At 44.4% G+C, this 24,138-nt stretch carries 19 protein-coding genes; 16 read left to right on the plus strand and 3 right to left on the minus strand.

The window, feature by feature from the left end; translation table 11 throughout:
- The first annotated feature begins 53 nt into the window (after positions 1 to 53).
- Together A8708_RS23835 and A8708_RS23840 are read left to right on the plus strand one after the other, a co-directional pair.
- The gene (locus tag A8708_RS23835) at positions 54 to 1,649 is read left to right on the plus strand and encodes a spore germination protein (protein ID WP_068667810.1); all 1,596 of its coding nucleotides are present in this window, start codon (positions 54 to 56) and stop codon (positions 1,647 to 1,649) included.
- Complete coding sequence (locus A8708_RS23840; RefSeq protein WP_068667811.1) at positions 1,646 to 2,818, plus strand: Ger(x)C family spore germination protein; 1,173 nt, start codon at positions 1,646 to 1,648, stop codon at positions 2,816 to 2,818. The genes A8708_RS23835 and A8708_RS23840 overlap by 4 nt, the downstream gene beginning before the upstream one ends.
- 215 nt (positions 2,819 to 3,033) lie before the next feature.
- On the opposite strand, the gene A8708_RS23850 is transcribed toward A8708_RS23840, so the two are convergent.
- On the minus strand, positions 3,034 to 4,134 hold the full coding sequence (locus A8708_RS23850) for a GerAB/ArcD/ProY family transporter (RefSeq protein ID WP_068667813.1): 1,101 nt from the start codon (positions 4,132 to 4,134) through the stop codon (positions 3,034 to 3,036).
- 211 nt (positions 4,135 to 4,345) lie between these two features.
- Here A8708_RS23850 and A8708_RS23855 point away from each other — a divergent pair, with 211 nt between their 5' ends.
- The 3 genes from A8708_RS23855 to A8708_RS23865 all read left to right on the plus strand — a co-directional run bounded on the left by A8708_RS23855 (position 4,346) and on the right by A8708_RS23865 (position 6,300).
- The gene (locus tag A8708_RS23855) at positions 4,346 to 4,774 is read left to right on the plus strand and encodes an organic hydroperoxide resistance protein (protein ID WP_068667814.1); all 429 of its coding nucleotides are present in this window, start codon (positions 4,346 to 4,348) and stop codon (positions 4,772 to 4,774) included.
- A gap of 263 nt (positions 4,775 to 5,037) precedes the next feature.
- A complete protein-coding gene (locus A8708_RS23860; RefSeq protein ID WP_068667815.1) occupies positions 5,038 to 5,811 on the plus strand; it encodes a pirin family protein in 774 nt (257 codons plus the stop codon).
- A gap of 12 nt (positions 5,812 to 5,823) precedes the next feature.
- On the plus strand, positions 5,824 to 6,300 hold the full coding sequence (locus A8708_RS23865; RefSeq protein WP_068667816.1) for a MarR family winged helix-turn-helix transcriptional regulator: 477 nt from the start codon (positions 5,824 to 5,826) through the stop codon (positions 6,298 to 6,300).
- Positions 6,301 to 6,430: 130 nt separating this feature from the next.
- Here the strand turns inward: A8708_RS23865 and A8708_RS23870 are convergent, their stop codons facing one another.
- Positions 6,431 to 7,219, minus strand: a complete 789-nt coding sequence (locus A8708_RS23870; protein ID WP_068667817.1) for an SDR family oxidoreductase — start codon at positions 7,217 to 7,219, stop codon at positions 6,431 to 6,433.
- A 211-nt stretch (positions 7,220 to 7,430) separates the two neighbouring features.
- Between A8708_RS23870 and A8708_RS23875 the strand changes: the two genes are divergently transcribed.
- From A8708_RS23875 to A8708_RS23885, 3 genes are all read left to right on the plus strand, one after another.
- The gene (locus A8708_RS23875; protein WP_068667818.1) at positions 7,431 to 8,315 is read left to right on the plus strand and encodes a LysR family transcriptional regulator; all 885 of its coding nucleotides are present in this window, start codon (positions 7,431 to 7,433) and stop codon (positions 8,313 to 8,315) included.
- 53 nt (positions 8,316 to 8,368) lie between these two features.
- On the plus strand, positions 8,369 to 9,091 hold the full coding sequence (locus A8708_RS23880) for a DNA alkylation repair protein (RefSeq protein WP_420848603.1): 723 nt from the start codon (positions 8,369 to 8,371) through the stop codon (positions 9,089 to 9,091).
- Positions 9,092 to 9,262: 171 nt separating this feature from the next.
- Positions 9,263 to 9,871 (plus strand): class I SAM-dependent methyltransferase, encoded by a 609-nt coding sequence (locus tag A8708_RS23885; protein ID WP_068667819.1) that lies wholly within the window; start codon positions 9,263 to 9,265, stop codon positions 9,869 to 9,871.
- 11 nt (positions 9,872 to 9,882) lie between these two features.
- Here the strand turns inward: A8708_RS23885 and A8708_RS23890 are convergent, their stop codons facing one another.
- Complete coding sequence (locus tag A8708_RS23890) at positions 9,883 to 11,106, minus strand: epoxide hydrolase family protein (protein WP_068667820.1); 1,224 nt, start codon at positions 11,104 to 11,106, stop codon at positions 9,883 to 9,885.
- A gap of 217 nt (positions 11,107 to 11,323) precedes the next feature.
- On the opposite strand from A8708_RS23890, the gene A8708_RS23895 reads away from it, so the two are divergent.
- From A8708_RS23895 to A8708_RS23930, 8 genes are all read left to right on the plus strand, one after another.
- On the plus strand, positions 11,324 to 12,058 hold the full coding sequence (locus A8708_RS23895; protein ID WP_068667821.1) for an MBL fold metallo-hydrolase: 735 nt from the start codon (positions 11,324 to 11,326) through the stop codon (positions 12,056 to 12,058).
- Between the two features lie 16 nt (positions 12,059 to 12,074).
- Positions 12,075 to 12,602, plus strand: coding sequence for a DinB family protein (locus A8708_RS23900; protein ID WP_420848604.1), 528 nt, complete (start codon positions 12,075 to 12,077; stop codon positions 12,600 to 12,602).
- Positions 12,603 to 12,822: 220 nt separating this feature from the next.
- Positions 12,823 to 17,934, plus strand: coding sequence for a heparin/heparin-sulfate lyase HepB (hepB, locus tag A8708_RS23905; RefSeq protein ID WP_068667822.1), 5,112 nt, complete (start codon positions 12,823 to 12,825; stop codon positions 17,932 to 17,934).
- Between the two features lie 99 nt (positions 17,935 to 18,033).
- On the plus strand, positions 18,034 to 18,897 hold the full coding sequence (locus tag A8708_RS23910) for a cohesin domain-containing protein (protein ID WP_068667823.1): 864 nt from the start codon (positions 18,034 to 18,036) through the stop codon (positions 18,895 to 18,897).
- A 19-nt stretch (positions 18,898 to 18,916) separates the two neighbouring features.
- A complete protein-coding gene (locus tag A8708_RS23915; protein ID WP_068667824.1) occupies positions 18,917 to 20,392 on the plus strand; it encodes an S-layer homology domain-containing protein in 1,476 nt (491 codons plus the stop codon).
- Between the two features lie 111 nt (positions 20,393 to 20,503).
- On the plus strand, positions 20,504 to 22,123 hold the full coding sequence (locus A8708_RS23920) for an extracellular solute-binding protein (RefSeq protein ID WP_068667825.1): 1,620 nt from the start codon (positions 20,504 to 20,506) through the stop codon (positions 22,121 to 22,123).
- A 78-nt stretch (positions 22,124 to 22,201) separates the two neighbouring features.
- The gene (locus A8708_RS23925; protein ID WP_082927754.1) at positions 22,202 to 23,164 is read left to right on the plus strand and encodes an ABC transporter permease; all 963 of its coding nucleotides are present in this window, start codon (positions 22,202 to 22,204) and stop codon (positions 23,162 to 23,164) included.
- Complete coding sequence (locus A8708_RS23930) at positions 23,158 to 24,030, plus strand: carbohydrate ABC transporter permease (RefSeq protein WP_068667826.1); 873 nt, start codon at positions 23,158 to 23,160, stop codon at positions 24,028 to 24,030. Before A8708_RS23925 ends, A8708_RS23930 begins: the two co-directional genes overlap by 7 nt.
- Positions 24,031 to 24,138 lie beyond the last annotated feature (108 nt).

The raw sequence follows: 24,138 nt of genomic DNA on the forward strand, positions 1-24,138 counted from the left end.
GTGAAAAAATGGAAAATTAATTCTATTCGTATTTCTTTGGGAGGGCGTATTCGGTGAAATGGTTTAGGAAATGGCTATATACGAAACCTGGGTATCCGATTATACCAGAGGATCATCCATCTGAAGACGAGAATTCCGAATTAACTATGGATATAGCGCATAATGAAAACATATTTCGAGATATATTCCAGAAGAGTGATGATATTGTTTTTCGCAGAGTTCAAATATGTGGTCAAAATTATTGGTTAATCATCTACTTTGAAACACTGGTTGATGAAGTCTTGATCGATGATTATGTATTGAAACCTATGGTAGCTCATTCAGACAAACAGGAACAAGTAGTCATTGAGAAAACAGACGCGTTGGATGATCATATTATTTCTACAGGATTAACATGTGTGACATCCAAGATAAGTGAAATTGTCAAACAAGTATTAAAAGGCCAAGCAGCTGTTCTTACAACTGGAAACTGTGATGCTATGCTGGTCAAAGTAAATAGCAAATCACACCGCAGCCTTGAAGAACCTTCATCGGAGCCAGTCATTCGCGGACCGAGGGATGGGTTTATTGAGAATCTCTCAACGAATATTGGGTTAATTCGCAGTAGGATTAAGTCGTCAAGACTTAAAATGGAATGCTTTACCATTGGCGAGTTGACGCTAACTGAAGTCGTTATTACATATATTGCGGGAATTGCTTCTGAAGGGGTCATTGAGGAAGTTCGTGATCGCATATCTCGGATTCGTATAGACGGAATTATTGACTCCGGGTATGTGGAGGAATTTATTGAAGATAGTCCTTATTCTCCTTTTCCGCTTGTACATAGTACGGAACGGCCGGATGTTGTCGCTGCTGAGTTACTGGAAGGAAAAATAGCCATTATTGTCGATACTTCACCGTTTGTACTCATTGTTCCCATGACGTTCTGGACGGGGCTTCAAGCCAGTGAGGACTATTATATTCGTTGGCCGATTGCAACATTTGTCCGGTGGATTCGATTTCTTTTCATCTCTATCGCGATATTAGCTCCACCGCTATATGTGGCGATTACGACTTTCAATCAGGAAATGATTCCTACCAATCTCGTGTTAAGTATTGCCTCGTCTAGAGAGCCCGTTCCTTTGCCAGCTGTCATTGAAGCTTTCATCATGGAAATTATCTTTGAAGCCTTAAGGGAAGCAGGAATTCGATTACCGAAGCAAATCGGTCAAGCAATTAGTATCGTTGGCGCATTGGTCATCGGCCAAGCAGCAGTACTCGCGGGTATTATTTCCGCTCCTGTCGTTATTATTGTATCGATTACAGGGATTGCCGCTTTTACAATTCCGCGTTATAGCTTTGCTAATGGTATACGGTTATTGCGGTTTCCGATGTTATTTCTGGCGGGCACGCTAGGATTATATGGCATTGTAGTTGGTTTGATCGGCATTGTGTTACATATCACATCGCTTCGATCTTTCGGTGTCCCATATTTCACGCCAGCAGCTCCGATGAATTGGTCGGACTTGAAGGATGTCATCATTCGTGCGCCGATATGGGCCAAAACGCTGCGTCCACAATCAACAGGATCAAACAACCCGGACAGTGAGCCGGCAGGCCAGAAACCAAGACCAGGATATGTTGGGAGAAGGAAGGGGAACTCAGAATGAAACCATTCCTTTTCATTGGCTTGTTGGTCACTCTATTAGTCACAAGTGGATGTTGGGATCGTACGGAGATTAATGATCTTGCATTCATTATGGGGACGGCATTTGATATAACGGATGATGGGGAGTATCTCTTATCTCATCAAATTGCGATTCCTTCTTCTGCCCAAGGAGGGCCAGGGAGTGGTGGAAGCGGCAATGAGAAGTTTTTTGTCATATCTGCTGTTGGTAAGAGTATTAATGAAGCTTTCTATAGGCTCCAGAAAAAGAGTTCACGCAGGTTGTTTACGGCACATCGCGTTGTTATTTTTATTGGTGAGAAATTGTCCAAAAGCGGAATTGCAGATATTCTCGATATTTACACGCATGATTCAAAACAACGTTTAAAAACATACATGATGGTCGTTAAAGGGGGAGAAGGGCGTGACATATTTAAAGTCAAATATCCCTTTGAACAAGTACCCAGCGAAGCAATTAAAGAAATGGAAGCTTTAAATAGCGAGTTGGCGATTACCTTGCGCGATTTTTTTCTGGCTTCATCCGGGGAAGGAATCAGTCCTGTATTGGGAGTTATAAGCCCTGAGGGCGTAACCGAAGGACTAAAAGAAGGCCACATATTTAAACTTGCCGGATCCGCCATATTCAAAGAGTTCAAATTAGCCGGATTTCTAAATGAGAGTGAAACGAATGGGCTGCTATGGGTGACAGATCGAATGAAATATGGCAGTCTTAACGCCAGTTTACCAGATTGTCGTGGAACGGTGGGGATGATTCTGGCCAAAGCCAATCGAAGAATTACGCCAGAGATCAGTGGTGAAAAGGTTACTTTCAAGATTGAGCTGCAAGGGGAAGGAAACATATGGGAAAACACGACTTCATTAGATATTCGTAAACCAGATAACATTAAGCTCGTCCAGAAGGCATTGGAGACTTCTGTCGAAAAGCAAGTTAAAGATACATTAGTTAAAGTCCAGTCACAGTACAAGGTTGATAGTGTAGGGTTTGGAAGAGAAATATACCGCAATAAGCCGAAACAATGGAAAGCATTAAAAACCCATTGGAATGATACGTTTCCTGAGGTAGACGTTTCTGTGAAAGTGTCAATTAATATTCTGGGCAGCGGGATGGCAGGTCCTCCTTTACACTTAGAGCAAAAGGAGATCACAAAATGATATTCTATACCATTGTTTATGTAAGTTTCCTGCTTGGATGGTCTTTTGTTAGAATTCGTTCTTTCCTGAGCGTGCAAAAAAACAAAGAAGCAGCTGTATTCGGCTCTTTAATGGGTATATGTTCTGTTGTCGGTTCTTTATTAATTTTCCGGGTCAACCTACCGAGCATGGTTGTCCCGTTCAAATTCCTATTTGAACCTATTGGAACTATGCTTTTAATGCAGTGAACGGTTCACTTTCCCTTTGATCGAGTCGGTTATAAGAAGAAGCAGAGGGATAAGACTTTGAGTGACTAAACCGGTGCTCGGGTAAACTAAAGTCAGATAGGTTTGAAGTTCCGCACCATTTTTGAAAACCCAGACGGATCCAATAAGGCACAATAGGGTTATTGGTGCAACAAGATCACGATAATTTTGGATGCGAAATACCTGGCTTATACTAATACATAATATAAACAACGACACGGACACTTTTGAAAAACTTCCAATTACCCATATCATGACCGCGATGGCCTCTAGACGTTCAAAGGATCCTTCTATGCCGATGTATTGCATAACACTTAAATACGAATAGTTAAGTTGACCTGTTAATGAACCGAGAATCATAATCGCTGAAAGGACAACGATGAATACAAAAATAAATATACCTAAAAGTGCAAACAGAGAGACTTTGAGTGCTTTGTTCGGTTGATTCAAATAAGGTAGAAGCCACCCTAGAATAAATAATTGATTCATAAATGCGCCTCCAGGAAGGATTGCTCCTTGTAATACAGGAAGAATCCCGTCACCCAGAATGGGCTTTATCTGTTCAGGATCTACAGACCCAATTGTCAAAATTAACAGCGGAATCAAAAATAACATTTTCATTGGAGTCAAAAACTCTGTACATCTTCCTATGACTTCAATTCCCATATAGACGGCTAGTCCGCAGAGGATGAGTAACGTCAAACTACCTATGATGGACGGACTTCTTGGTAATAACAGCGCTTTAATAAAAAAGGTATGCTGTATGGTCATTATTGAAATCGACATGACCCAAAAATAGATATAATATAACCCTAAACAAGTTCCTAGCCATTTTCCCAGAATCCTTTGACTATATTGGATTATTGTTAATCCAGGATACCGTTTCGAAAGCATAATCATTACCCAAATACTTAATAATCCAGTCAACGTGGATGGGAATACTGAAATCCAAGCATCTTGCTTGGCATACATAGCCATTAATCCGGGAAGCGTCAAGATGATCGTAGAAGCGACAAATGAGAATAGAATAATTCCAAGTTGATTAACTGTAATTTTCTCCGTAGATTGCATCCTGTACACTTCCTCTCCTAACCTCAGAGAGGTTGCTCCAAGTATTGACGTGTAGAACCCAAATTATACAAATGAAGCCCGCTTTAATCCCTAAAGTTTAATCGGTTTTTTACCAATAATGGGTGGAGCAACGGAAAAATAAACGCATTGTAATAACCGCGGTGCATCTGATCCATAATAATGGCGTTACTACTGCAAAGGAGATGTTACGATGATAAAAATGGAAAAGAAATTGTACACGGCTACGGTAAACGTTGAAGGTGGAAGAGAAGGTAAGGCAGTTTCGAGCGATGGCAATCTTAATTTGGACTTGAGATATCCGAAGGAGTTAGGCGGCCCAGGTAACGGTGTTAATCCGGAACAACTATTCGCTGCAGGATTTGCGGCATGCTTCGAAGGTGCAATGGGAACTATAATCAGGAAAAAAGGAACGAAAACAGAAGGAATCTCAATTGTTTCAAATGTTTCACTCGGTAAGGATGCAAATGACGGTTATGTACTCGCCGTTCATTTTGATATTACAGTAAAAGGTGTAGACATCAGTATAGCTCAGGAAATTGTCGATGAGGCCCATACGGTTTGTCCATATGCGAGAGCAACACAAGGCAATATCGAAGTCATAACGAATGTGATTGGCTAACGTTCATGATATTTATCAGGGAAAGGAACTTGGAGCACAAGATGGAGTGTCTAGTGTTCCAACCTGATGCACTGTAAAGAAAGAGTTTCACCATAAAAGTACGAGCAGACACGTTGGGCAGGGATCCTCATTAAGGGATTCCTGCCTTTTTTGCATGTTGACGAATTCTTGTAATAGGATTATATTGAATACAGTTAGATTAAATAATTATAGGATATTAAATTAAGTAATCACTATACTCGATTAGACAGGGAGAAATTTTTATGAATATTCAAATACTAGGACCCGAACAACAGGGGAGAGAAGAATTCGACGGAGGCAAAATTAGAGCTCAGAAACCATTAGGTTTCTCGGGTCAAGGGGCAGTTACAGTTAGACTTGGTCCATTATTTTATTGGGCATGGGGACAAGCAGAAGCGGCAGGCGGGATTGGGTTTCATCCTCATCAAGGGTTCGAGATTCTTTCTTATGGGATCAGGGGGCAAGGCTTTCACCGTGACACGCTCGGAACGGAAAGCACGCTTCAGCCTGGGGACATTCAACTCATGCAAGCAGGCTCAGGCATGCAGCATGCGGAGAGTGTGGAAGCGGGCTTCGAGAGCTTTCAAATTTGGCTTGAGCCTTACTTAAATGATGCGGTCCGACGTGAACCATCTTACTCACTTTACAAGGCAGAAGAATTCCCTCAGACAGAACAGAATGGCATTAAGATCAAGACCATTCTAGGTGAAGGATCACCAGTTCGCCAGCTCGTTAGCGATGCGAGAATGTTTGACATCGAAGTAGAAGCAGGTGTATCTTATGTTCACCGACTATTACCGAACCGCACACTTGCGGGACTTTCGATTAGAGGGAACGGGGGTTCCTTTCTGATACAGGGACAAGAATCCATCCCATTTATGAATAAAGACTTTGCTATCGCGCAAACGGATAAGGAAGACGATATCATCATTCGTGCGGCTGGAGAGACACTTCGAATATTTCTAATTGAAGTTCCTACCGAAGTCGATTATCCTTTGTATAACAAAGCTAGATAAGGTGGTTGACGAATGATAGAACGAGACGCAGAGGGGAAGGCACTTGATTTAAGGCTTACTCGCGTACTAAAAAACATGGTGAATGAACTGTATGGAAGCTTAGAACGCGATATTGACAGCTATGGTCTCAGTAGAGAAACCTTTCAAATTCTTGAACTGCTCTACAATAAAGGCCCGCATCCTATTCAGAAAATAAGTGATATTTTCGCCATTCCAAGTGGGAGTATTACGTATGTGGTTGACAAGTTGGAAAAGAAGGCGTTCGTGGAACGACTTCCGATTCCTGGAGATCGACGTAAAACGAATGTGGCTTTAACTATAGCCGGACGCGATTACTTTGATACGATTTTCCCCACCCACGTGCAAACCATTTCCAATAATTTGTCTTATATAACAGATGAGGAAAAGCTCCAACTCATTGCGTTATTGAAGAAGATAGGTTATGGAATTAAGAATGCGCAAGATGGACAAACGGATAAAGGTGAGTAAAGTTCGGTTTCTTCACGACAATTAAAAATCCCTATCGCAGTTCCTTAATTGCGATGGGGATTTTATGTTATAGGGTATGTTTTATGGGGGATGTTAAAGTACGAAATTTGCTTGGATAATGGGTACTTTATTAAATGGTAGGCACTGTACCGCCATCAATCACATACTCGCTTCCTGTAATGGAAGCTGCACGATCCGAAACTAGAAATGCTGCAAGCTCCGCGACTTCCGAAGGTAAGCCAGGACGTCCAATGGGTATCCCTCCTAGGGAACTCATCAGTTCTTGCAGCGCAGCTTCGCGGCTTCCAGCAACAGCTGCAATGCGATCAATTAATCGATCTGCGGCTTCGGTCTGAATGAAGCCAGGTGCAATGGTGTTAATGCGGATCCCTTTGGGGGAGAACTCCTTAGATAAGCCTTTGCTGTAGGTCGTAAGGGCAGCTTTGGAAGCTGCATACGCTAATGTCGTTTCGTATAGTGGCATGGTTCTCTGAATGGAGCTAATGTGAATGATTGCGCCTTTACCTTGTTCGACCATGAGGGGGAGCAAGTTTCTGTCCAAACGAACGGAACCAAGCAAATTCAAGTTTAAGGTCTGCAACCAATCTTCCTCTGTTAATGCTAACGCTCCGCCAGGTGGGGTGGACGATCCTCCAACGGTATTGATAAGAAAATCAATACCGCCTAGTTTTTCTTTAACGGCCTTAACGATTAACGCTGTACCTTCAGGCTTCGCGACATCTCCTTGGACGAAATGGACATTCGGTATATGATAATCCGTGGGAATCGTGCGTGCAGTTGTTACTACTACGGCACCAGCTTCAACGAACCTTTTCACAATTGCCAATCCCATTCCTTTGGTTCCACCTGTTACTAATGCACGTTTACCTGTAAATTCATTCTCATACCCATACTTCATAACAAATCCTCCGATATCTCAAAAATATGACTTACATTCAATCACAAGTGTTAGCTTACGCTTAAATGATATATACGTCTAATTCATAATTGTAATAAATATCATTATTATAATTTATGATTAGAAGCAATCTGAATGATTCTTGATCCATCCATTATTAATAGTTATGATATAGGTATATAACATAGATGGAATGAATGAGGGTTAGCGTGTGGAACTTACGCAATTAGAGTATTTCTTAAAAGTTGCCCAGATGGAACATCTGACGAAAGCTGCCGAGGCTCTGTCTATTACGCAGCCTGCGCTGAGTCATGCAATTTCGAAGTTAGAAGTTGAGCTTGGCGTCGATTTATTTGAAAGGGTAGGCAGGAACCTCCGAATCAACCGATATGGTACCTTGTTCGCGAAGCGAGTCGAGAAGATTTTGCAAGAAGTGGAACGAGGTAAGAATGAAATCGAAGAATATACGAATCCGGATTCAGGAGTTATCCATCTTTCTTACTTAAATATTTTGGGAGTGGATTTAATCCCTCGTTTGATACGTGAATATCAACTGGCTAATCCGAAAATAAATTTTGAACTAACACAAGGGGATAAAGGAGCTATTCTAGAGCAGGTTGAACAAGGGTATGCGGATATTATGATTACCTCTGAAAGACCTGTCAGTGAAACATTTGCGTGGTTGCCAATGCTGTCCCTTCCATTGTACGTCGTAGTCTCCATTGATCACCCGTTTGCGGGTAAAGAGGTAATTTCTTTAGAAGAAATTGCAGGAGAGCCATTCGTTGGTTTGAAGCATAACTGCTCTTTGAGGGATTCGCTTCTAACCCGTGTACATCATATGAATTTCACGCTTGCTTCCACATACGATGCAGAAGATCTCCCTACAGTGGCAGGTTTCGTGGCAGCAGGACTTGGTGTCTCTGTGTTACCGTTAACAGCTGGACTTAAGCTAGAGGGATTGCAATGGATTCGTATTCAAGACGAAGGGTGGAAGTGGGAAGTCGGCGTGCATGTCAAGAAAGACCGGTTTCTGTCCCCTGCAACGCAGAAATTTATTAGCTTTATTGAGACAAAGTATATAAATGTAAGTTGAATGAGTTAAGTGTATTAACCGCTACATGACATGCTAATCTAGGAGGAGTCATTATGACAACAACCATTATAAACGCAGAAGTAGTCATGCAAGAACTTGAAGCTCTTGGTAAGGAACGAATGAAGAAAATATATATATCGAACGGTGCTCACGAGCCGGTATTCGGTGTAGCAACAGGTGCAATGAAACCGTTAGTCAAGCAAATTAAAATTAACCAATCGTTAGCTGAAGAACTTTATGCAACAGGGAACTATGATGCTATGTACTTTGCTGGCATCATTGCAGACCCGATAGCAATGACAGCTTCGGATTATGATCGTTGGATCGATGCCGCTTATTTCTATATGCTGTCTGACTTCGTCGTGGCTGTAACGTTATCGGAGTCCAATATTGCACAGCAAGTAGCTGATACTTGGATCGCAAGTGGTGAAGAGTTGAGAATGTCAGCGGGGTGGAGTTGCTATTGTTGGCTTCTTGGGAATCGAAAAGACGTTGAATTTGAGGAAAGCAAGATTTCTACGATGCTCGATTTGGTATTAAATAAGATTCATGATGCACCTGAACGTGCGAAATATGCGATGAATAATTTTATCTACACAGTAGGACTATCTTATAAGCCACTGCACGAGAAGGCGATTGATATCGCAAAAGCTGTAGGTCTAGTTGAAGTCAAACAGGAAAAGACGAAAAGTAAATTTCTGAACGCGGCGGACAACATCCAAAAAGAAGTCGATAAAGGACGAATAGGATTCAAACGCAAGCATGTAAGGTGTTAATACTGGAACACAACTGTACAAGCGTAGAAATAAGTCCGTGTATCTCACGGGCTTATTTGTTGTAGTGAACAGAATAGTCATACCATCGTCTAATATAAAGGGGATATGTACCCATCACAGCGGAGTAATTGTCATGAACACAGACGAGCACGTAGGAGAGTGGCATTGATAATGGAAGGGAACTATTGGAATCACAATACGGCTTTTCACAATGAGTTGATTGCAGATGCTAAGCTGCGCGGCGGACGCATACTTGATATTGGATGTGGTGACGGATTACTAGTACAACGCCTTGCGCCATTCGCGTCACAAGTCATGGGGATCGACCCTGATCAAACAGCTCTTGAGCTTGCCCAAAGGCGACTTGCTGCGATTTCGAATGTGACACTTATGAATGACGATTTCCTTGCGTTGCCAGTCCCAATCCAAGAAGAACGATATGCAACGATCGTTTGTGTGGCGACTTTACATCATATGGATTTGAGAAGTGCGCTTCTACGAATGAGCCAGTTTCTCTCTCCTGGGGGGCGACTTCTTATCATAGGACTAGCAGAGGACAAGTCGATACTGGACTTGATAATATCTGGTGGATTGCTTCTCCCGATCCGTATCATGGATCGACTTCATGGTGGGATGGGGAACCCCAATGTTCGCATTGCAGCTCCCAAAGAAAGCATACGGGAAATTCGTCAGGTTACGAATGAAATTCTTCCAGGAGCAAAGGTTCGACGACGCTTCTATTATCGTTACCTTCTTTCATGGGACAATCCCTTAGTGTAGTCATAACGCATTTAACGCAGCGACTTGAATCCTGCGCGGAGTTCAGCAGTGAATAGTTCTGGTTGTTCCCAAGCTGCAAAGTGTCCACCCTTATCGAGCTTGTTGTAGTAGATCAAGTTAGGGTACGCCAGTTTACTCCAACTGAGTGGAGCTTGATAGAGCTCATAAGGGAATACACTCACGGCTACGGGGATCGTGACGCCTTTGGCAGCAAAGAAGGAAAGCTTGTTTTCCCAATACAAACGTGCAGATGAAATCGTAGTTTGGGTTAACCAGTACAGCGTAATGTTATCAAGGACATCATCTCGTGTAAGTCCTCCGGGATGTCCTTGAAAGGCCTGTGTAATCAGCTCCAAACTACATGCATCATGATCCAGCATGAAAGCGGCCAAGCCAACAGGAGAGTCTACCAGGCCAGTCAGCGTTTGTGGGCGAGTGCCCATCATTTCAGCATAACCGATGTGCTTATACACGAAACTCAATTGCATGCATGCACGCATTTCTTCGTCTGAGAGTCCTGAAGGAAGCGGGTTACCAGCTTGTATTGCCTTGTCAATCGCAGGGGGAACAGCGCCAGGCATATTCATGTGTATGCCAATCAGCCCTGGTGGTGACTGCAATGCCAGCATATCGGTGACAATAGCTCCCCAGTCGCCGCCTTGTGCCACGTACCTCTTGTAGCCAAGTCGATTCATCAGAACGGACCAGGCCTGTGCGATTCGGACCGTGTCCCAACCAGTGGTCGTTGGCTTCTCGGAGAACCCGTAGCCTGGCATCGACGGGATGACTAAATGAAACGCATCTGATGCCTTTGCACCGTATGCGGTTGGATTCGTAAGCGGCTCAACAATCTTTAACATCTCAATGATCGAACCAGGCCATCCATGTGTGATGATAAGTGGTAATGCATCTTCGTGCTTCGAACGAATATGCATGAAGTGGATGTCCAGACCGTCAATGTGTGTAAAATAGTGTGGAAAGGCGTTAAGTTTCGCCTCGCACTTGCGCCAATCGTACCTAGTTGTCCAATAGTGTGCGAGTTTTTGAATCGTGGCCAGTTGTACGCCTTGTGAGGCATCAGCTACGGTTTCTTTATCTGGCCATTTTGCCGCGTTTACGCGACATCGCAATTGTGCAAGTTCGATTTCCGGATATTGTACACGAAACGGTCCTCGAATAGCGATGTTGTCCGCTGGTTGTTCCAAATGTCGTTGACTTGCATGATTTGGTGTCATGTGATCTCCCTTTACAAAAGAAATTGGATAGTGAAGGATTCATGTGAACTGTACTACACCATATTCATACTGATTTCTTATCGTGCCTAGGTTTAATGGAGGCGTCAGTGGTATTTCATCTAATCTAAGCAGGAAAACACGCTGTGCCTATCGAACAAAATGGCTGACAGTAGAGTTGTTACACAAGTAGCATCTCTTCTCGGAAGGGGGCATTTCTATGAAAATAAAGGTGATTGGCAGATGGGGCGCTTATCCAAAGCGAGGGGAGGCAACTGCAGGCTTTCTTCTCGAAGTAGGCACTCATAAAATCTTGCTCGACTGTGGCAGCGGTGTACTGTCCGTCTTACAAAATTACATCGAACTTCATGAATTGACGGCGGTATTTGTTTCGCATAATCACTTCGATCACATGGCGGACTTAGGTTCTCTTCAATATGCTTGTTTAATTGATATGGATTTGAAACAACGCGACATTCCATTACAGATGCTAGTTGCTAAGGAATCAAAAGCCGATTGGACAATTCCTACTTTGAAAGGAACGATCGAGCAACTGATTAACCAAGATACAATTATATCGTTCGAAGATGGCTTAACTTTGACTTTTTTTCAAACTGACCATGATGCATATTGCTTAGGCGTGAAGGTTTCCTATGGAGGAAAGAAGTTGGTGTATACGGCGGATACTCGGTACGATGAAACGCTCATTCCTCATTTGCAAGATGCAGATCTGCTTATGACAGAAGCTTCCTTCTATGCGAACTTCGATGCAGCTCGATATGGCCATATGAATTCATCAGAAGCTGGGCTGCTAGCATCGAAAGCAGGAGTAAAGAAACTACTCCTAACCCACTTGCCTCACTTTGGAGATATTCAGTTATTGAGGGAAGAAGCCTCACGAAATTTTAGCGGCGAAGTCGTTCTAGCTGAGTATGGCTTACAAATCGTCCTATAAAACAAGGAGGAAACACATGTTGAATATGAATCATATTTATCTCATAACAGACGTTCCAGGTTATTCGCCACAGATTAGTCGATTACTCTCGATGATGAATTATGTCAGGCATGTAACGCTAGAATCTGTCAAAAATTTAACCGTTCATGAATTAGATTTTCTGTTAGATGAGGAAAGTAATTCAATCGGCGCCTTGTTAATGCATTTCGCGGCAGTTGAATACGCGTATCAATTGGAAACTTTTGAAAAACGAGATTTGAATGAGGAAGACATGGCAATTTGGGGGCCTGCTATTCATTTAGGTGCAGAAGGGCGGGAAAAGATAAGAGGAAATGATTTAACCTATTATCTAGATAAGTTAAATGACATTAGAAATCGTACATACGAATTATTCAAAACGGTGAATGATGATTGGTTATACCTCGAGGAAGAGTTCTGGTATAAGAAACAAGCGAATCATTATTTTATGTGGTTTCACGTGTTTGAAGATGAAATCAATCATAGAGGCCAAATTAATTTGATCAAGAAAAGAGTAAAGGCATAGGTATGGACCGTCAGGATATATCCCTGGCGGTTTTTCTTTTGTAAGCCTATGTTCTCAAGTATGCTTGTCAAAAAAGTGCTATTTGAAAGTCAAATCACTCCTCTATGAATAGAAGATCAGATCCTTAATAATTAAAAGCAAAAGAGAGCCATGCTGGTTATGAGGTTAGTGAGTGAGTCATGTAATGTGTGCCCAATCGAAATGTGAAAGGTGTGAAAGAATGAAAAAGTTGTTAAGTTTACTCCTGGTCTTTGTTTTACTGATTGGCTTTATCCCAGTTTTCTCAGGAACGGTGTCAGCAGCAGAAGCGGAGCTAACGAATGGAGGTTTTGAGGACGGATTGACAGGATGGACGCAAACGGTTGGAACTACAGGTGTTACGGTTAGTAGGGAACAGAAAGTCTCGGGCACTAGCAGCTTAAAAGTTGTAGATGCAAGCGCCGGTACAACCGTGGCCGTAGAAAGTACAAGGTTTGATGCCGTACCGGGGAATTTCTATACTGTGACGGGTCAGGTTTACCTGGTATCTGGTACGACGACAGTTAATCTCCGATTCTATGATGGCGCCAATAATGTGATCGGAACGCCACAACTGGCTTATGTGTTTACTCCGATCGGCGCATGGACGGGCATTAACATTGCGGGGGATGCCCCAGCTAATGCCATGAAATGGAGTATTTATTTGAGCACAGGAAATTCCAATACAGGAACAAGTTATTATGATGATTTCCGTGTTTATGAAAGCGCTCCAGCGGTTCTGCCGTTTCACGATACGTTTGACAACGAGTCCATAGGATCCCAACCTCATGCATACACAGCATACGGTGCAGGCGAAGTGGCTGTATCGGATACACCTGGAGGAGGGAATCGTAGTTTAGCGCTTCATGACCAGCAAGCGTCAACTGCTGGTGTTGTGGCAACTCGCACTATACAGCCAGTTACGAGCGGGAGTTATGAATTCGAGACGAGGTTTCGTTATGGGTCCGACTCTTCGGTGACGAACCAAGTGCTAGCTGCTAGCCTGAAAGTGATGGGTAAAACCGCTGCAGGTGTATTGCAACCTGCAGCCCAGATACGAATCGTAAAGGCTGGTCCAGCCAAAGTGGTAAGCGCCACAGCCTTTAACGACATACCGAACGGTAATGGGCCCTTGGCTTCGGACAAATGGTATACCATCCGTTTTGCCATTGATCTGGATAACAAGACATTCGATACCTATATGACGAGTGATTTCATTCAGACAGGTACATATATTAAACCGCCGGCGATAAGGGTCGATGCGAATACGGCAGTTATTAAAGATCAGACATTTTCGACAAGCGGTCTTGTCAGCTTGAATAATATCACATTCGAGACAATAGAAAATACGGGAAATATCGATATTGATTATGTGAAAATGGTTCGCAAGTTCAGTGGATTTGTAAAAGACGCTGGAGGGACTGCTGTTTCAGGCGCAAATGTGACATTGTACAATGCCGGTGATACAGGTTTGCTCAACCCGATAGGCACTGCTAGTACGGGAGCGAACGGGAAATACGTTTTTGCAAATTCCATTGCAAACGGGAGTTATATACTGCGGGCGACAAAACCAGGCTTTCTGGAAGTGACCAACCCCATTACGATTTCAGCATCCGGCCTAGGAAATACGGATCTAACTATGCTAGTAGATTCGGGATATGTGGTACTACCCGTAAATGGAAATGTAACCTTTGCCGGTTCCGGATCTCCTATTTCGGAAGTCGAGGTGAAATTGTATGCTGTAAGCGATACAAGCTTTCTTAATCCGATCGCCAGCAGCGTAACTAGCGTGAATGGCAGCTACACTTTGAACGCTATTACGAGTGGCAGTTATGTACTGCGAGCGGTAAAAACAGGACTTATCACGGTGACGAAGCCGCTTTCGGTTACAACCGCAGGCGTAGGAAATGCAGATCTGACGATGTCTGAAGATCCTGAAGTTAAGTGGTATACCATCGGCGGGAAACTGTTTGAGGCCGGTTCCAAGTCACCGCTATCTGGGGCAGTTGTGAAATTATACGGCGATACAGATCTTGCTTTTGCCACATTGCTAGGCACGGGTACGACGTCATCTGATGGATCCTTTACCATCAACCCTCAGGTATTTAACGGTCGCTATCGACTGAAAGCAGAGCTGACGGGTTACATATCAACAACGTCTCCAGTTGCTGTATGGCAATCTGACATGACGGACGAAGTCATTGCAATGCCGGTGAAAGAAACGGTATCACTGGCATCCATGCCTAAACCTCCATTGAATGTTCATCCGAGATTGTACTTAAGAGAAGGGGATAAACAGGGCATCAAGGATAAAATGAAAGATCCACTTTTTCAAAAAGTATGGGATCAAGTGATCATTAAGAGCGAGGCAGGTTCCTATACAGCGAAGAGCAGCGGTACGTCCCAAGAACTTGAAACGTATGAGTTGCCGAGCGTGCAACAGGCTCGCTATGTACGAATCGTTGGAAGAGGCACCAGTCAGGGTGTTTGGAATTCTCTACTAGAAGCTAAGGTATATGGACAGAAGCAAGGGAGCGTATTCACAAACCTGCCGATTCAGAGTGTTCAGTGGAGTGCATCCAATGGCAGCGACTATGACGGAACGAAATCGATCGATGGAAATATGTCAACCTACTGGACAGCAGAAGGTTCAGGCGTATGGGTATCGTATGACCTAGGTTCTCTACAAGACATTCATGCTGTTGCCTTGGCTTGGTTTAGAGGCAATATACGCAATGCGTACTTTGACATTGATGTATCGACAGATGGGGAGCAATGGACACGGGTCGATCTAGGAATGGGACCAGCTAATGTAGGTCAACTGCCGTCCGTTGGACCTAACTACAACAAGTCTATTCGTGAGGCAATCGAGGCTTCAGCTTTACGATATGTCGTACTAGGAGACGTGCAACAAGGGAATAAAGCCATCTCCATCATGAAGAACTTTCTGAACTCGATTATCTTCACAAGCCCTGAACAATATAATCAAATCGGAAGTACGATCAATGCAATTGCCATCGTATATGATTGGTGTTATGATCTGCTGTCCGAAGTGGATCGGAAGGCATTTAGAGATAAGATAAAGGCTATTGCAAATTATTCGGAAATTGGATACACGAATTTGATCACGAATGCCGTTGAAGGCCATCCCAGCGAGAGCATGGTGATGAAAGATCTGTTTGCGGCAGGTGTCGCGGTTTATGATGAGGATACCGAAATTTACAATAAAGCTGCGGAACCCATCTTCAACAAATATGCTCCTGTACGTAATTTCTGGTATGAATCTGGCATGCATCATCAAGGTGACTCTTATGGCATGCAAGGGCGATATGAGCCGGAGCTCTATTCGCAGATCATTATGCGACGTATGGGACATGAGGATATATTTTCAGAAAAGCAAGGGGAAGTTCTGATGAGAGCTATCTACACTCGCCGGCCAGATGGACAGCTGCTGCGGGATGGGGATTCGTATCAAGACCTCTATACACTTCCGAATACGACTTGGAAATATCAGAGTCAATCGATGCTTGCAGCTTCTCAGTACGATAATCCGTACATTCGGGATATGTTCCTCAAAGAATATGTGCCGGGAACGATTGATCCCGTTATGGAGATGCTGCTTTTACCTCAAAATCTAGTAAGCCGCCCTGTTGATGAATTGCCGCTTACCAAATATTTCGGATCGCCGATGGGCTCGATGGTGGCGCGCACAGGATGGGATAACCCAGTCGCTATTAACAAAAATTCACCATCTGTCGTTGCCGAGATGAAAATCGGCGGTTATTGGTTCGGGAATCATCAGCATTTGGATATGGGCAGCTTTCAGCTGTATTACCAGGGAGCACTTGCGGTGGACAGCGGCATGTATCGAGGTGTGCTAACGCCTGGAGCGCAAGTTACGCAAGATTATATGAGCGCGCATGACCGCAATTATTATAAAAGAACGATTGCTCATAATTCAATGCTTGTGTACGATCCATCTGAAGTTCCTAGCTATCGGGGACAACTGCTGGACAATGACGGCGGGCAGCGCTGGGCGAATAGTACTTACGCTGAAGCCAAATCGCTTGATGAGCTCGTGAGCAAGGATTACAACAGAGCGAAGGTAACGGGGCAAGAGTATGGAGCCGACCCCCTTGCACCTGAGTACAGCTACATCAAGGGAGATTTGACGCAGGCTTACTCGGATAAAGTGAAGCAATTCGAACGCTCGATGATGTTTCTTAATTTGAAAGACAGTACGCATCCGGCCGCTATGGTTGTCTTCGATAAAGTGGTATCGGCGGAGGGCAACTTCAATAAATATTGGCTGCTTCATAGTATGGAGAAGCCTGTAGTGAACGGTTCAACTGCAACTATGTCAACGAATGCAAATGGTTATTCTGGCAAGCTGGTCAATGAAACACTGCTGCCGTTGAACCCTTCCGTGAAAGCGGTTGGCGAACACGATTATAACTTTGAGGGGTTCGGCAAGAACTATGACCAATGGCCATATGTGGCTACGGGTCAACCAGCAGGTCAGGATACGACTGAGCAAGGAGCATATCGTGTTGAGGTTACACCGACAATTAAAGCGGAAACGGACTATTTCCTCAATGTCATGCAGGTGATGGATAGCGGAGAAACAGTGACGTTGCCTAGCCAACGGTTAGAGTCAGAACTCATGACCGGCGCGCAGATTGCGGATCGTGCGGTTTGGTTCAGTAAAAGTGGCAACAGGTTAAATGAAACGGTAACACTATCCACATATGGCTCGCAAACGGACATGATGTTGACTGTGGCCGATTTGCAGCAGGGAACATGGCGAATTTCCAAAACGGGTCAACCTGATCAATTTGGCGAAGTAAGCGATGAAGGCGGCGTGTTGGCCTTCCATGCAGCAGCGGGCAGCTATACGCTCGCACCTATGGGCATGATCGACAATGTCGCACCATCTACAAGAGCAATTATTTATGGAGATGGGGGAGTAGGGACGTATAACAACCATGCTGTAACAGTAAAATTCGAAGCGACTGATCGTATTTCTGGTGTAAAGAAAACAGAATACAGTTTAAACAGCGGAGCTTGGACTACGGTAACTGACTCCGTATATGTAAGCGGCAACGGGATCCACACGATCGACTATCGCTCCGAGGATAACGCTGGACATATCGAGTTAACGAAGCATGCTATCATTGCGGTTGATACAATCAAACCAACAATCGCATGGAGTGGCGTCACCGGAGGCGGTGCTTACAGCAATGCTGTCACTCCTTCAGCAGTGGCAACCGATGAATTAAGCGGCATTGCCAGTGTAACCTACAAGTTGGATTGAACTGCATGGATTGCGGGAGGAACAATCAGCGGATTAGGCAACCATAAGCTGGAAGCCACGGCAACGGATCAAGCCGGTAATTCGGCAATTTCGACCGTGATGTTTACCATATCGGGTCAAGTGGCTGGTGCGACTTTATCGGCTGTTGGTCCCGTAAAACCTGGCGATTCTTTCACAATTGAACTAGGTGTTCAGCAAGTAGCCCATGTTTCGGCGCTCGACATAACAGTCCAATATGATAAGAATGTTTTCGACTATGTTGACGCTGTTAGTGATCGTTCAGGAACTGTTATTGCGGATTCGAATCACGACACAGAAACGGGAACCGTCCGTTACATCATTGCCAATTCGGGTACTTCAGGCGTTATGAATGGCGAAGCCTCCGTTATGCAAATGAATTTCCAAGCCAAAGCAGGATTGCCTGACGGCAGCGGCATTATATCTGTCATTAGAGCAGTTGCTGCGGAAGGCAATGGTCAAGAAACAGTTATAGGTCATTCTTTGCAGACGATAACCATTCTGAATGCAGTTTCGAAAGAAGCATTACTTGCAGCGATTGCACATGCTGAATCCATCAGCAATAGCGCAGTCGAAGGGATTAACAATGGTCAATTCTTTCCTGGTACGTTGGATTCGATGAGAGGGGCACTCCAATTGGCGATGACTGCAGCACAAGCGGTAGCGGGTAATGCAGGTGCAACTCAACTCGTCATTACGCAAGCTGTTACAGATTTGGAAGCGGGAATTGCAGCTTTCGAAAGCGGCAAAATTACAGTCAATACTGGGAATGTGATTAACAAAGAAACGACAGGCATAACAATTGGTGATATTGCTAATGTGGCATTCAGTCTAGGGACTGATAACACAAGTTCGACATGGAGCTTGCTGGTGGCTGCGGATGTAAATAGAAACGGTACAATCGACCTGATCGACCTTGCATTCGTGGCGACGCGAATCGAATAGAACGACATGAGGTGAGGACTTGAATTGGAAAAAGGTAGTGCTGCTAGTAACGGCAACGATGACGTTGCTGGCGGCTATACCGGCTCATGGATCACTCGCAGTTGCTGTAGCTGCGAGCGATCTCCAGGCCGATGCCGAGTGGGGTGCTGCCCCCACCGAGCTGCGAGTTGGCGATACAGTTACGCTTGCATTGAAAGGCATGAGGTTGTCGAATTTGATTGCATTCGAAGCATTCGTAGAGATAGATCCTGTTCAGCTTGCTCTTGTTGAAGCTAAGGCGGGATGGCATGGATTTGATGCCCTCCAAGAGGAGGGCACAGTCCTTCACTTTGCCTCAACCCTGTTGGGAAAGCAAGCGGGAGTGAGCGGCATTCGAACGTTAAGCGAATTTAAGTTCAAAATTAAGCAAGCTGGTGATATCACTTTGAAGCTTAAGAAGATTATTTTCGTTGATTCGAGTTTTCGAAGTGTGGCTATCGAAAAGGATATCGAGTTACACTTGTCCATTGTAAACAGTGGTACGACTACACCAGAGGCACCGGTAACACCGATACTAACACCGCCAGTATCACCGTCGGTTACACCAGCACCGTCTGCAGTCGTTCCGAACACACAGGTAATGCGCGTAGTTGTGAACCAGGAAAAAGCGGATGAATATTTACGAATTACCGCTTCCCAGTCTGGGCTGCCGGGTACTTTACGACCAGCAGGTGAACTTGTTGATGTTCAATTTACAGCGAATGAGTCAACAGAAATTGTCCTTCCCGTCAAGAATGTAGACAGCAAGGATACCCATATGCTTGGTGTATATTTTTTGGATACAAACAGCCATAAGTGGGTGTATGTCGGGGGCAAGCTTGATAAGGATCGCATGGAAATGTCGTTCGAAGCGAAGCAATCTGGGATGTACGCCATTATGGCATACGATCGGTCTTTCCTTGATGTGTCGGGTCACTGGGCCCGCGCGCTCATTGAACAAATGGCAGCCAAACATATCGCTCAAGGCACAGGCATGGATGCATTTGAGCCGGACGCTGCGGTCTCGCGTGCAAGTTTCGCTGCTTTTCTTGTGCGTTCTCTTGGTATGACCTCGCAAGACATGAGTGCTCTTTCTTTTCCTGATGTGAAGGAGGGGACGTGGTTCTACCCTGTCATCGCAACCGCCATCCATCATGATATTATCGATGGTGATTCGGGGACTATTCGGCCCGAAGAGCCCATTACGAGGGAAGAAATGATCGTGATGCTGATGCACGCCTATTCGAAAGTACAAGGAAAGGTAGATCCACGGCCAAGTACGGTTGTTGGCTCGCAAGAAAGGGAATCCGCGTTTGATGATGCTGGAGATATTGCCGCCTGGTCATTGGCAGCGGTGAAGCAGGCCAGGGCACTAGACATCATTGAAGGGGCGGAGTCCAACCGCTTTTTCCCTAAAGAAAAAGCAACGAGGGCGGAGTCAATGGCTGTCATTTTACGATTATTAGCACATATGTAGGTAAAAAAAGTACCAATTGAATGTCAAACTGCTCATCTATGAATCCAAGTGCTCTTGAAGGATAATAAACGTAAGCGAATACAAGATAACAACTTTGGAAGGTGATGAAAGGTGAAAAAATCTTTACTTGTTATACTAACGGGGTTATGTGTGTTAACAACAGCGTGTTCAGAGAACAGCAAAACAACAGAGACAAGCAAGCCAGCCCTAAGCAGTGATACGAAAGCAGCGACAGAAACGACGAAACCAGCCAAACTTAGTCTCCGCTTCATGATTCCGGTCGGAACCGAGTTTGCCAATGCGACATTGCCTGCGGCTGACAAGGACTTTGTCAAAAAAGCCATCGAAGAGAAATTTAATGTAGATCTGAAGCTCGATTACTTTGTTGGTGGAGAAGATTATAAGAATAAAATGAATGTTCAGCTGGCTGGTGGGGATATTCCAGATATTTTCATCGGGGATGCCGCTGCCTCGCAAAAGTATGCGACAGATGGGCTGCTGGCTGACTTGACCACCTATTTCACGCAACAATCGATGCCTAATTACTTCAAATGGGTGAAGCAACAGGAGTTGGAGTCGTTCCAAATGAAAGGGATGAACATCAACCGTGGCATTCTACCATTTTTGCGAAATCAATATCCAGCTTGGTATGTGCGCCAAGATTGGTTGGAAAAGCTTGGCCTGAAAGCTCCAAAGTCTTACGACGAGATGCTCGAGGTTATGCGTAAATTCACGAATGGCGATCCGGACGGAAATGGTAAAAAAGATACTTTTGGTTTCTCGGTTTCGGGTAATGGAGCGAGCGTACCCTTTGATTTCCCAATGTGGCTGGCAAACGGATTCGTGGCTGATTTTCAAATCGCCAACAATACGTTCGTCGATAATCGGACTGACCTAGGTGTTCAGAAAGTGATTCAGGATATTATTAATGTGACGAATGAAGGCATTATTGACCCGGACTGGTTCTTGAGTAAATCACCTGGACATTTGGATAAAGCAGTTCAGAATAAAATAGGCATTTTCTTCAGTGGTACCGAGAATGTGGCGCTGGAAGGCACTCCGAACAGTGTGCAAGCCCGAACGAAAGCGATTGATCCCAAAGCGAACTGGCAGCCGTTCAATCCGTTCCCGGATAAACCAGCAATTTGGAAGAATGGTGTTCCAGAAACATCGGTTATGGCCGGCAAAACGGTAGCCGAGAAAAAGCCGGAAAACATAAAACGATCTTTCGAGATTTTGAACTGGTTAGCAAGCGAAGACGGATATTTACTGACGCACTATGGGCAAGATGGAAAGCATTATAAGCGGGATGGCAAGAAAATTACACTTGTCCCTGAAGCCTTTGATGCAGATATTGCGAAAGCGGGCAATTGGCTGGGTATTTATCGATTCTTTACACCAGAAGAGCCGGCTGTTCTCGGTTTTGAGGTTAACGATCCACGGGTTTCCCCACGCGACCAAGCGATACTGAAAACGGTGGCTTCATTCCCTAAACATGACGCGCTTCCACCAGTTTCGCTTCAACCTCCACAGGGGATGAATATCGGTGATTTGCGTAAGGAAATGAACAAGCTGCATATCAAAATGATCTTTGAAGACAAGAGCGCCGATAAATGGCCGCAATACCGTGAAGAACTCATGACAAAGTTCAGTGGAAGAGCCATATTCCAAGGGTACACGGATCAAATCAATTCGGTTATGAAAGATAAAAAACTGAACGATTTCAAGTAAAATAGCGGGAAGAAGACCCTGGTGAATTCAGGGTTTTCTTCTTCTCAGAAGCATCTGACAAGAAAGGGAGAAATGGCAATGAACCGAAGTATAACGGCGACGAAGCAAACGATTGCCACCCCGCGAACGACCGGATTTCGTAAATCACTAAGAAGAATATACCGCAGCAAATGGATGATCATCATGATGATTCCCGGTCTGCTTTATTATTTGTTATTTCATTATGTTCCAATGGCGGGAATTCTGATTGCCTTTCAGGATTATAATCTCCTGAAGGGAGTATGGGGGAGCCCTTGGGTAGGATTAGATAATTTTATGACTGTGTTTAAGTCCCCAGATTTTCCGCTCATTATGAAAAACACGCTGTTAATCAGCGTCTATCGGATTATGTTCAATATGCTGCCGGATATGTTATTAGCTCTCATGCTTAATGAGATTCGGTCTCCTTGGTTTAAGCGTGTTGTACAGACTATTACGTATGGTCCACACTTTCTATCGTGGATCATCGTTTACGGCATTGTATTTTCCTTCTTTGCTCCTGGAGCGGGACTTATTACTACGTTTGTACGAGACATGGGATGGGGAGATCTAAACCTGCTAACGGATGCAGACTATTTCCGCCCCTTGTTGATCGTCTCGGATTTGTGGAAAAATATAGGTTTTGGTGCCATTATTTACTTGGCCGCGCTTGCGACGATCAATCAAGAATTGTATGAAGCTGCTGTCGTGGACGGGGCGGGAAGATGGCGGAAAATGTGGCATATTACGCTGCCCGGCATACGTTCGGTATTCGTTCTGCTGCTTATTCTGCGAATGGGGAACATTCTCGATGCAGGTTTCGATCAGGTTTATATATTCCTAAATGCAAGGGTATATGATGTTGGCGATATCATTGATACGTGGGTCTTCCGACAAGGACTTGAACAGCTAGATTTCAGCCTAGCAGCGGCAACTGGGGTTTTCAAATCGGTTATAGGTTTGGTCTTTATTCTAGGGGCTAACAAAATAGCCAAAAAAGTCGGAGGTTCAGGCATATGGTAACCAAGGTAGATCGCCTTGTCGACATTGTACTTTATACGGTACTGGCATTGTTTGCTTTATCGACGTTGTTTCCACTGTATTTCGTGTTTATTATGTCGGTAACACCGTATACGGAGGTTCTGCGTAATGGCGGGTTTATTGTATGGCCGAGTTCGGTTACGCTGGATGCCTATAAGCAAATATTCGCAAGTAGAAGGATTCCAGACGCTTTACAAATTACGGTTTTCGTCACTGTCGTAGGTACGTTCTTGAATCTGCTTGTGACGACGCTGCTTGCCTATCCACTTTCTAAGAAAACTACACCATGGCGGAACGGCATACTGCTCGCGATCATTTTCACCTTGCTGTTTAATGGAGGATTGATTCCCACTTATCTCGTCGTAAGGGGACTTGGGTTGTACAACACAGTCTGGGCGCTGATCGTGCCTGGTATGGTATCCACGTTTAATTTTCTCATTATGAAAACGTATTTTGAAGGAATTCCACAGGAAGTTGAAGAAGCTGCGCGTGTTGACGGATGCGGCGAATTAGCCACATTATTTCGCATTGTACTTCCACTGTCGGCTCCCATTATGGCAACGATCGGCCTTTTCTATGGGATCGGTCACTGGAACGAATATTTCAAGGGCATTATGTATGTAACGGAAAAGAGCTTGGCTCCCATACAGGTTGTCTTGCGTAATATGATTCAGACACCAAGCGTGAGTCAAGAGCTATCACTGAACGCGACGAATCTGTCGCAACTACCGCCGGAGACGATCAAGATGGCGACTGTAACGGTTGCGATCCTGCCCATTATACTTGTGTATCCGTTTCTGCAGAAGTTCTTTATTAAAGGTGTCATGATTGGTGCGATCAAAGGATAGGGAGATAACGGGGCTCGGCAATTCGGAACATTCTGAATTGCCGTAGCCCTATGTGAGTTATATGTTAAAATATGTGTATACGTATTCGGTATAATCCACCCTTCCAAT

Source organism: Paenibacillus oryzisoli, from assembly GCF_001653565.1.
Lineage (GTDB): Bacteria > Bacillota > Bacilli > Paenibacillales > NBRC-103111 > Paenibacillus_E > Paenibacillus_E oryzisoli.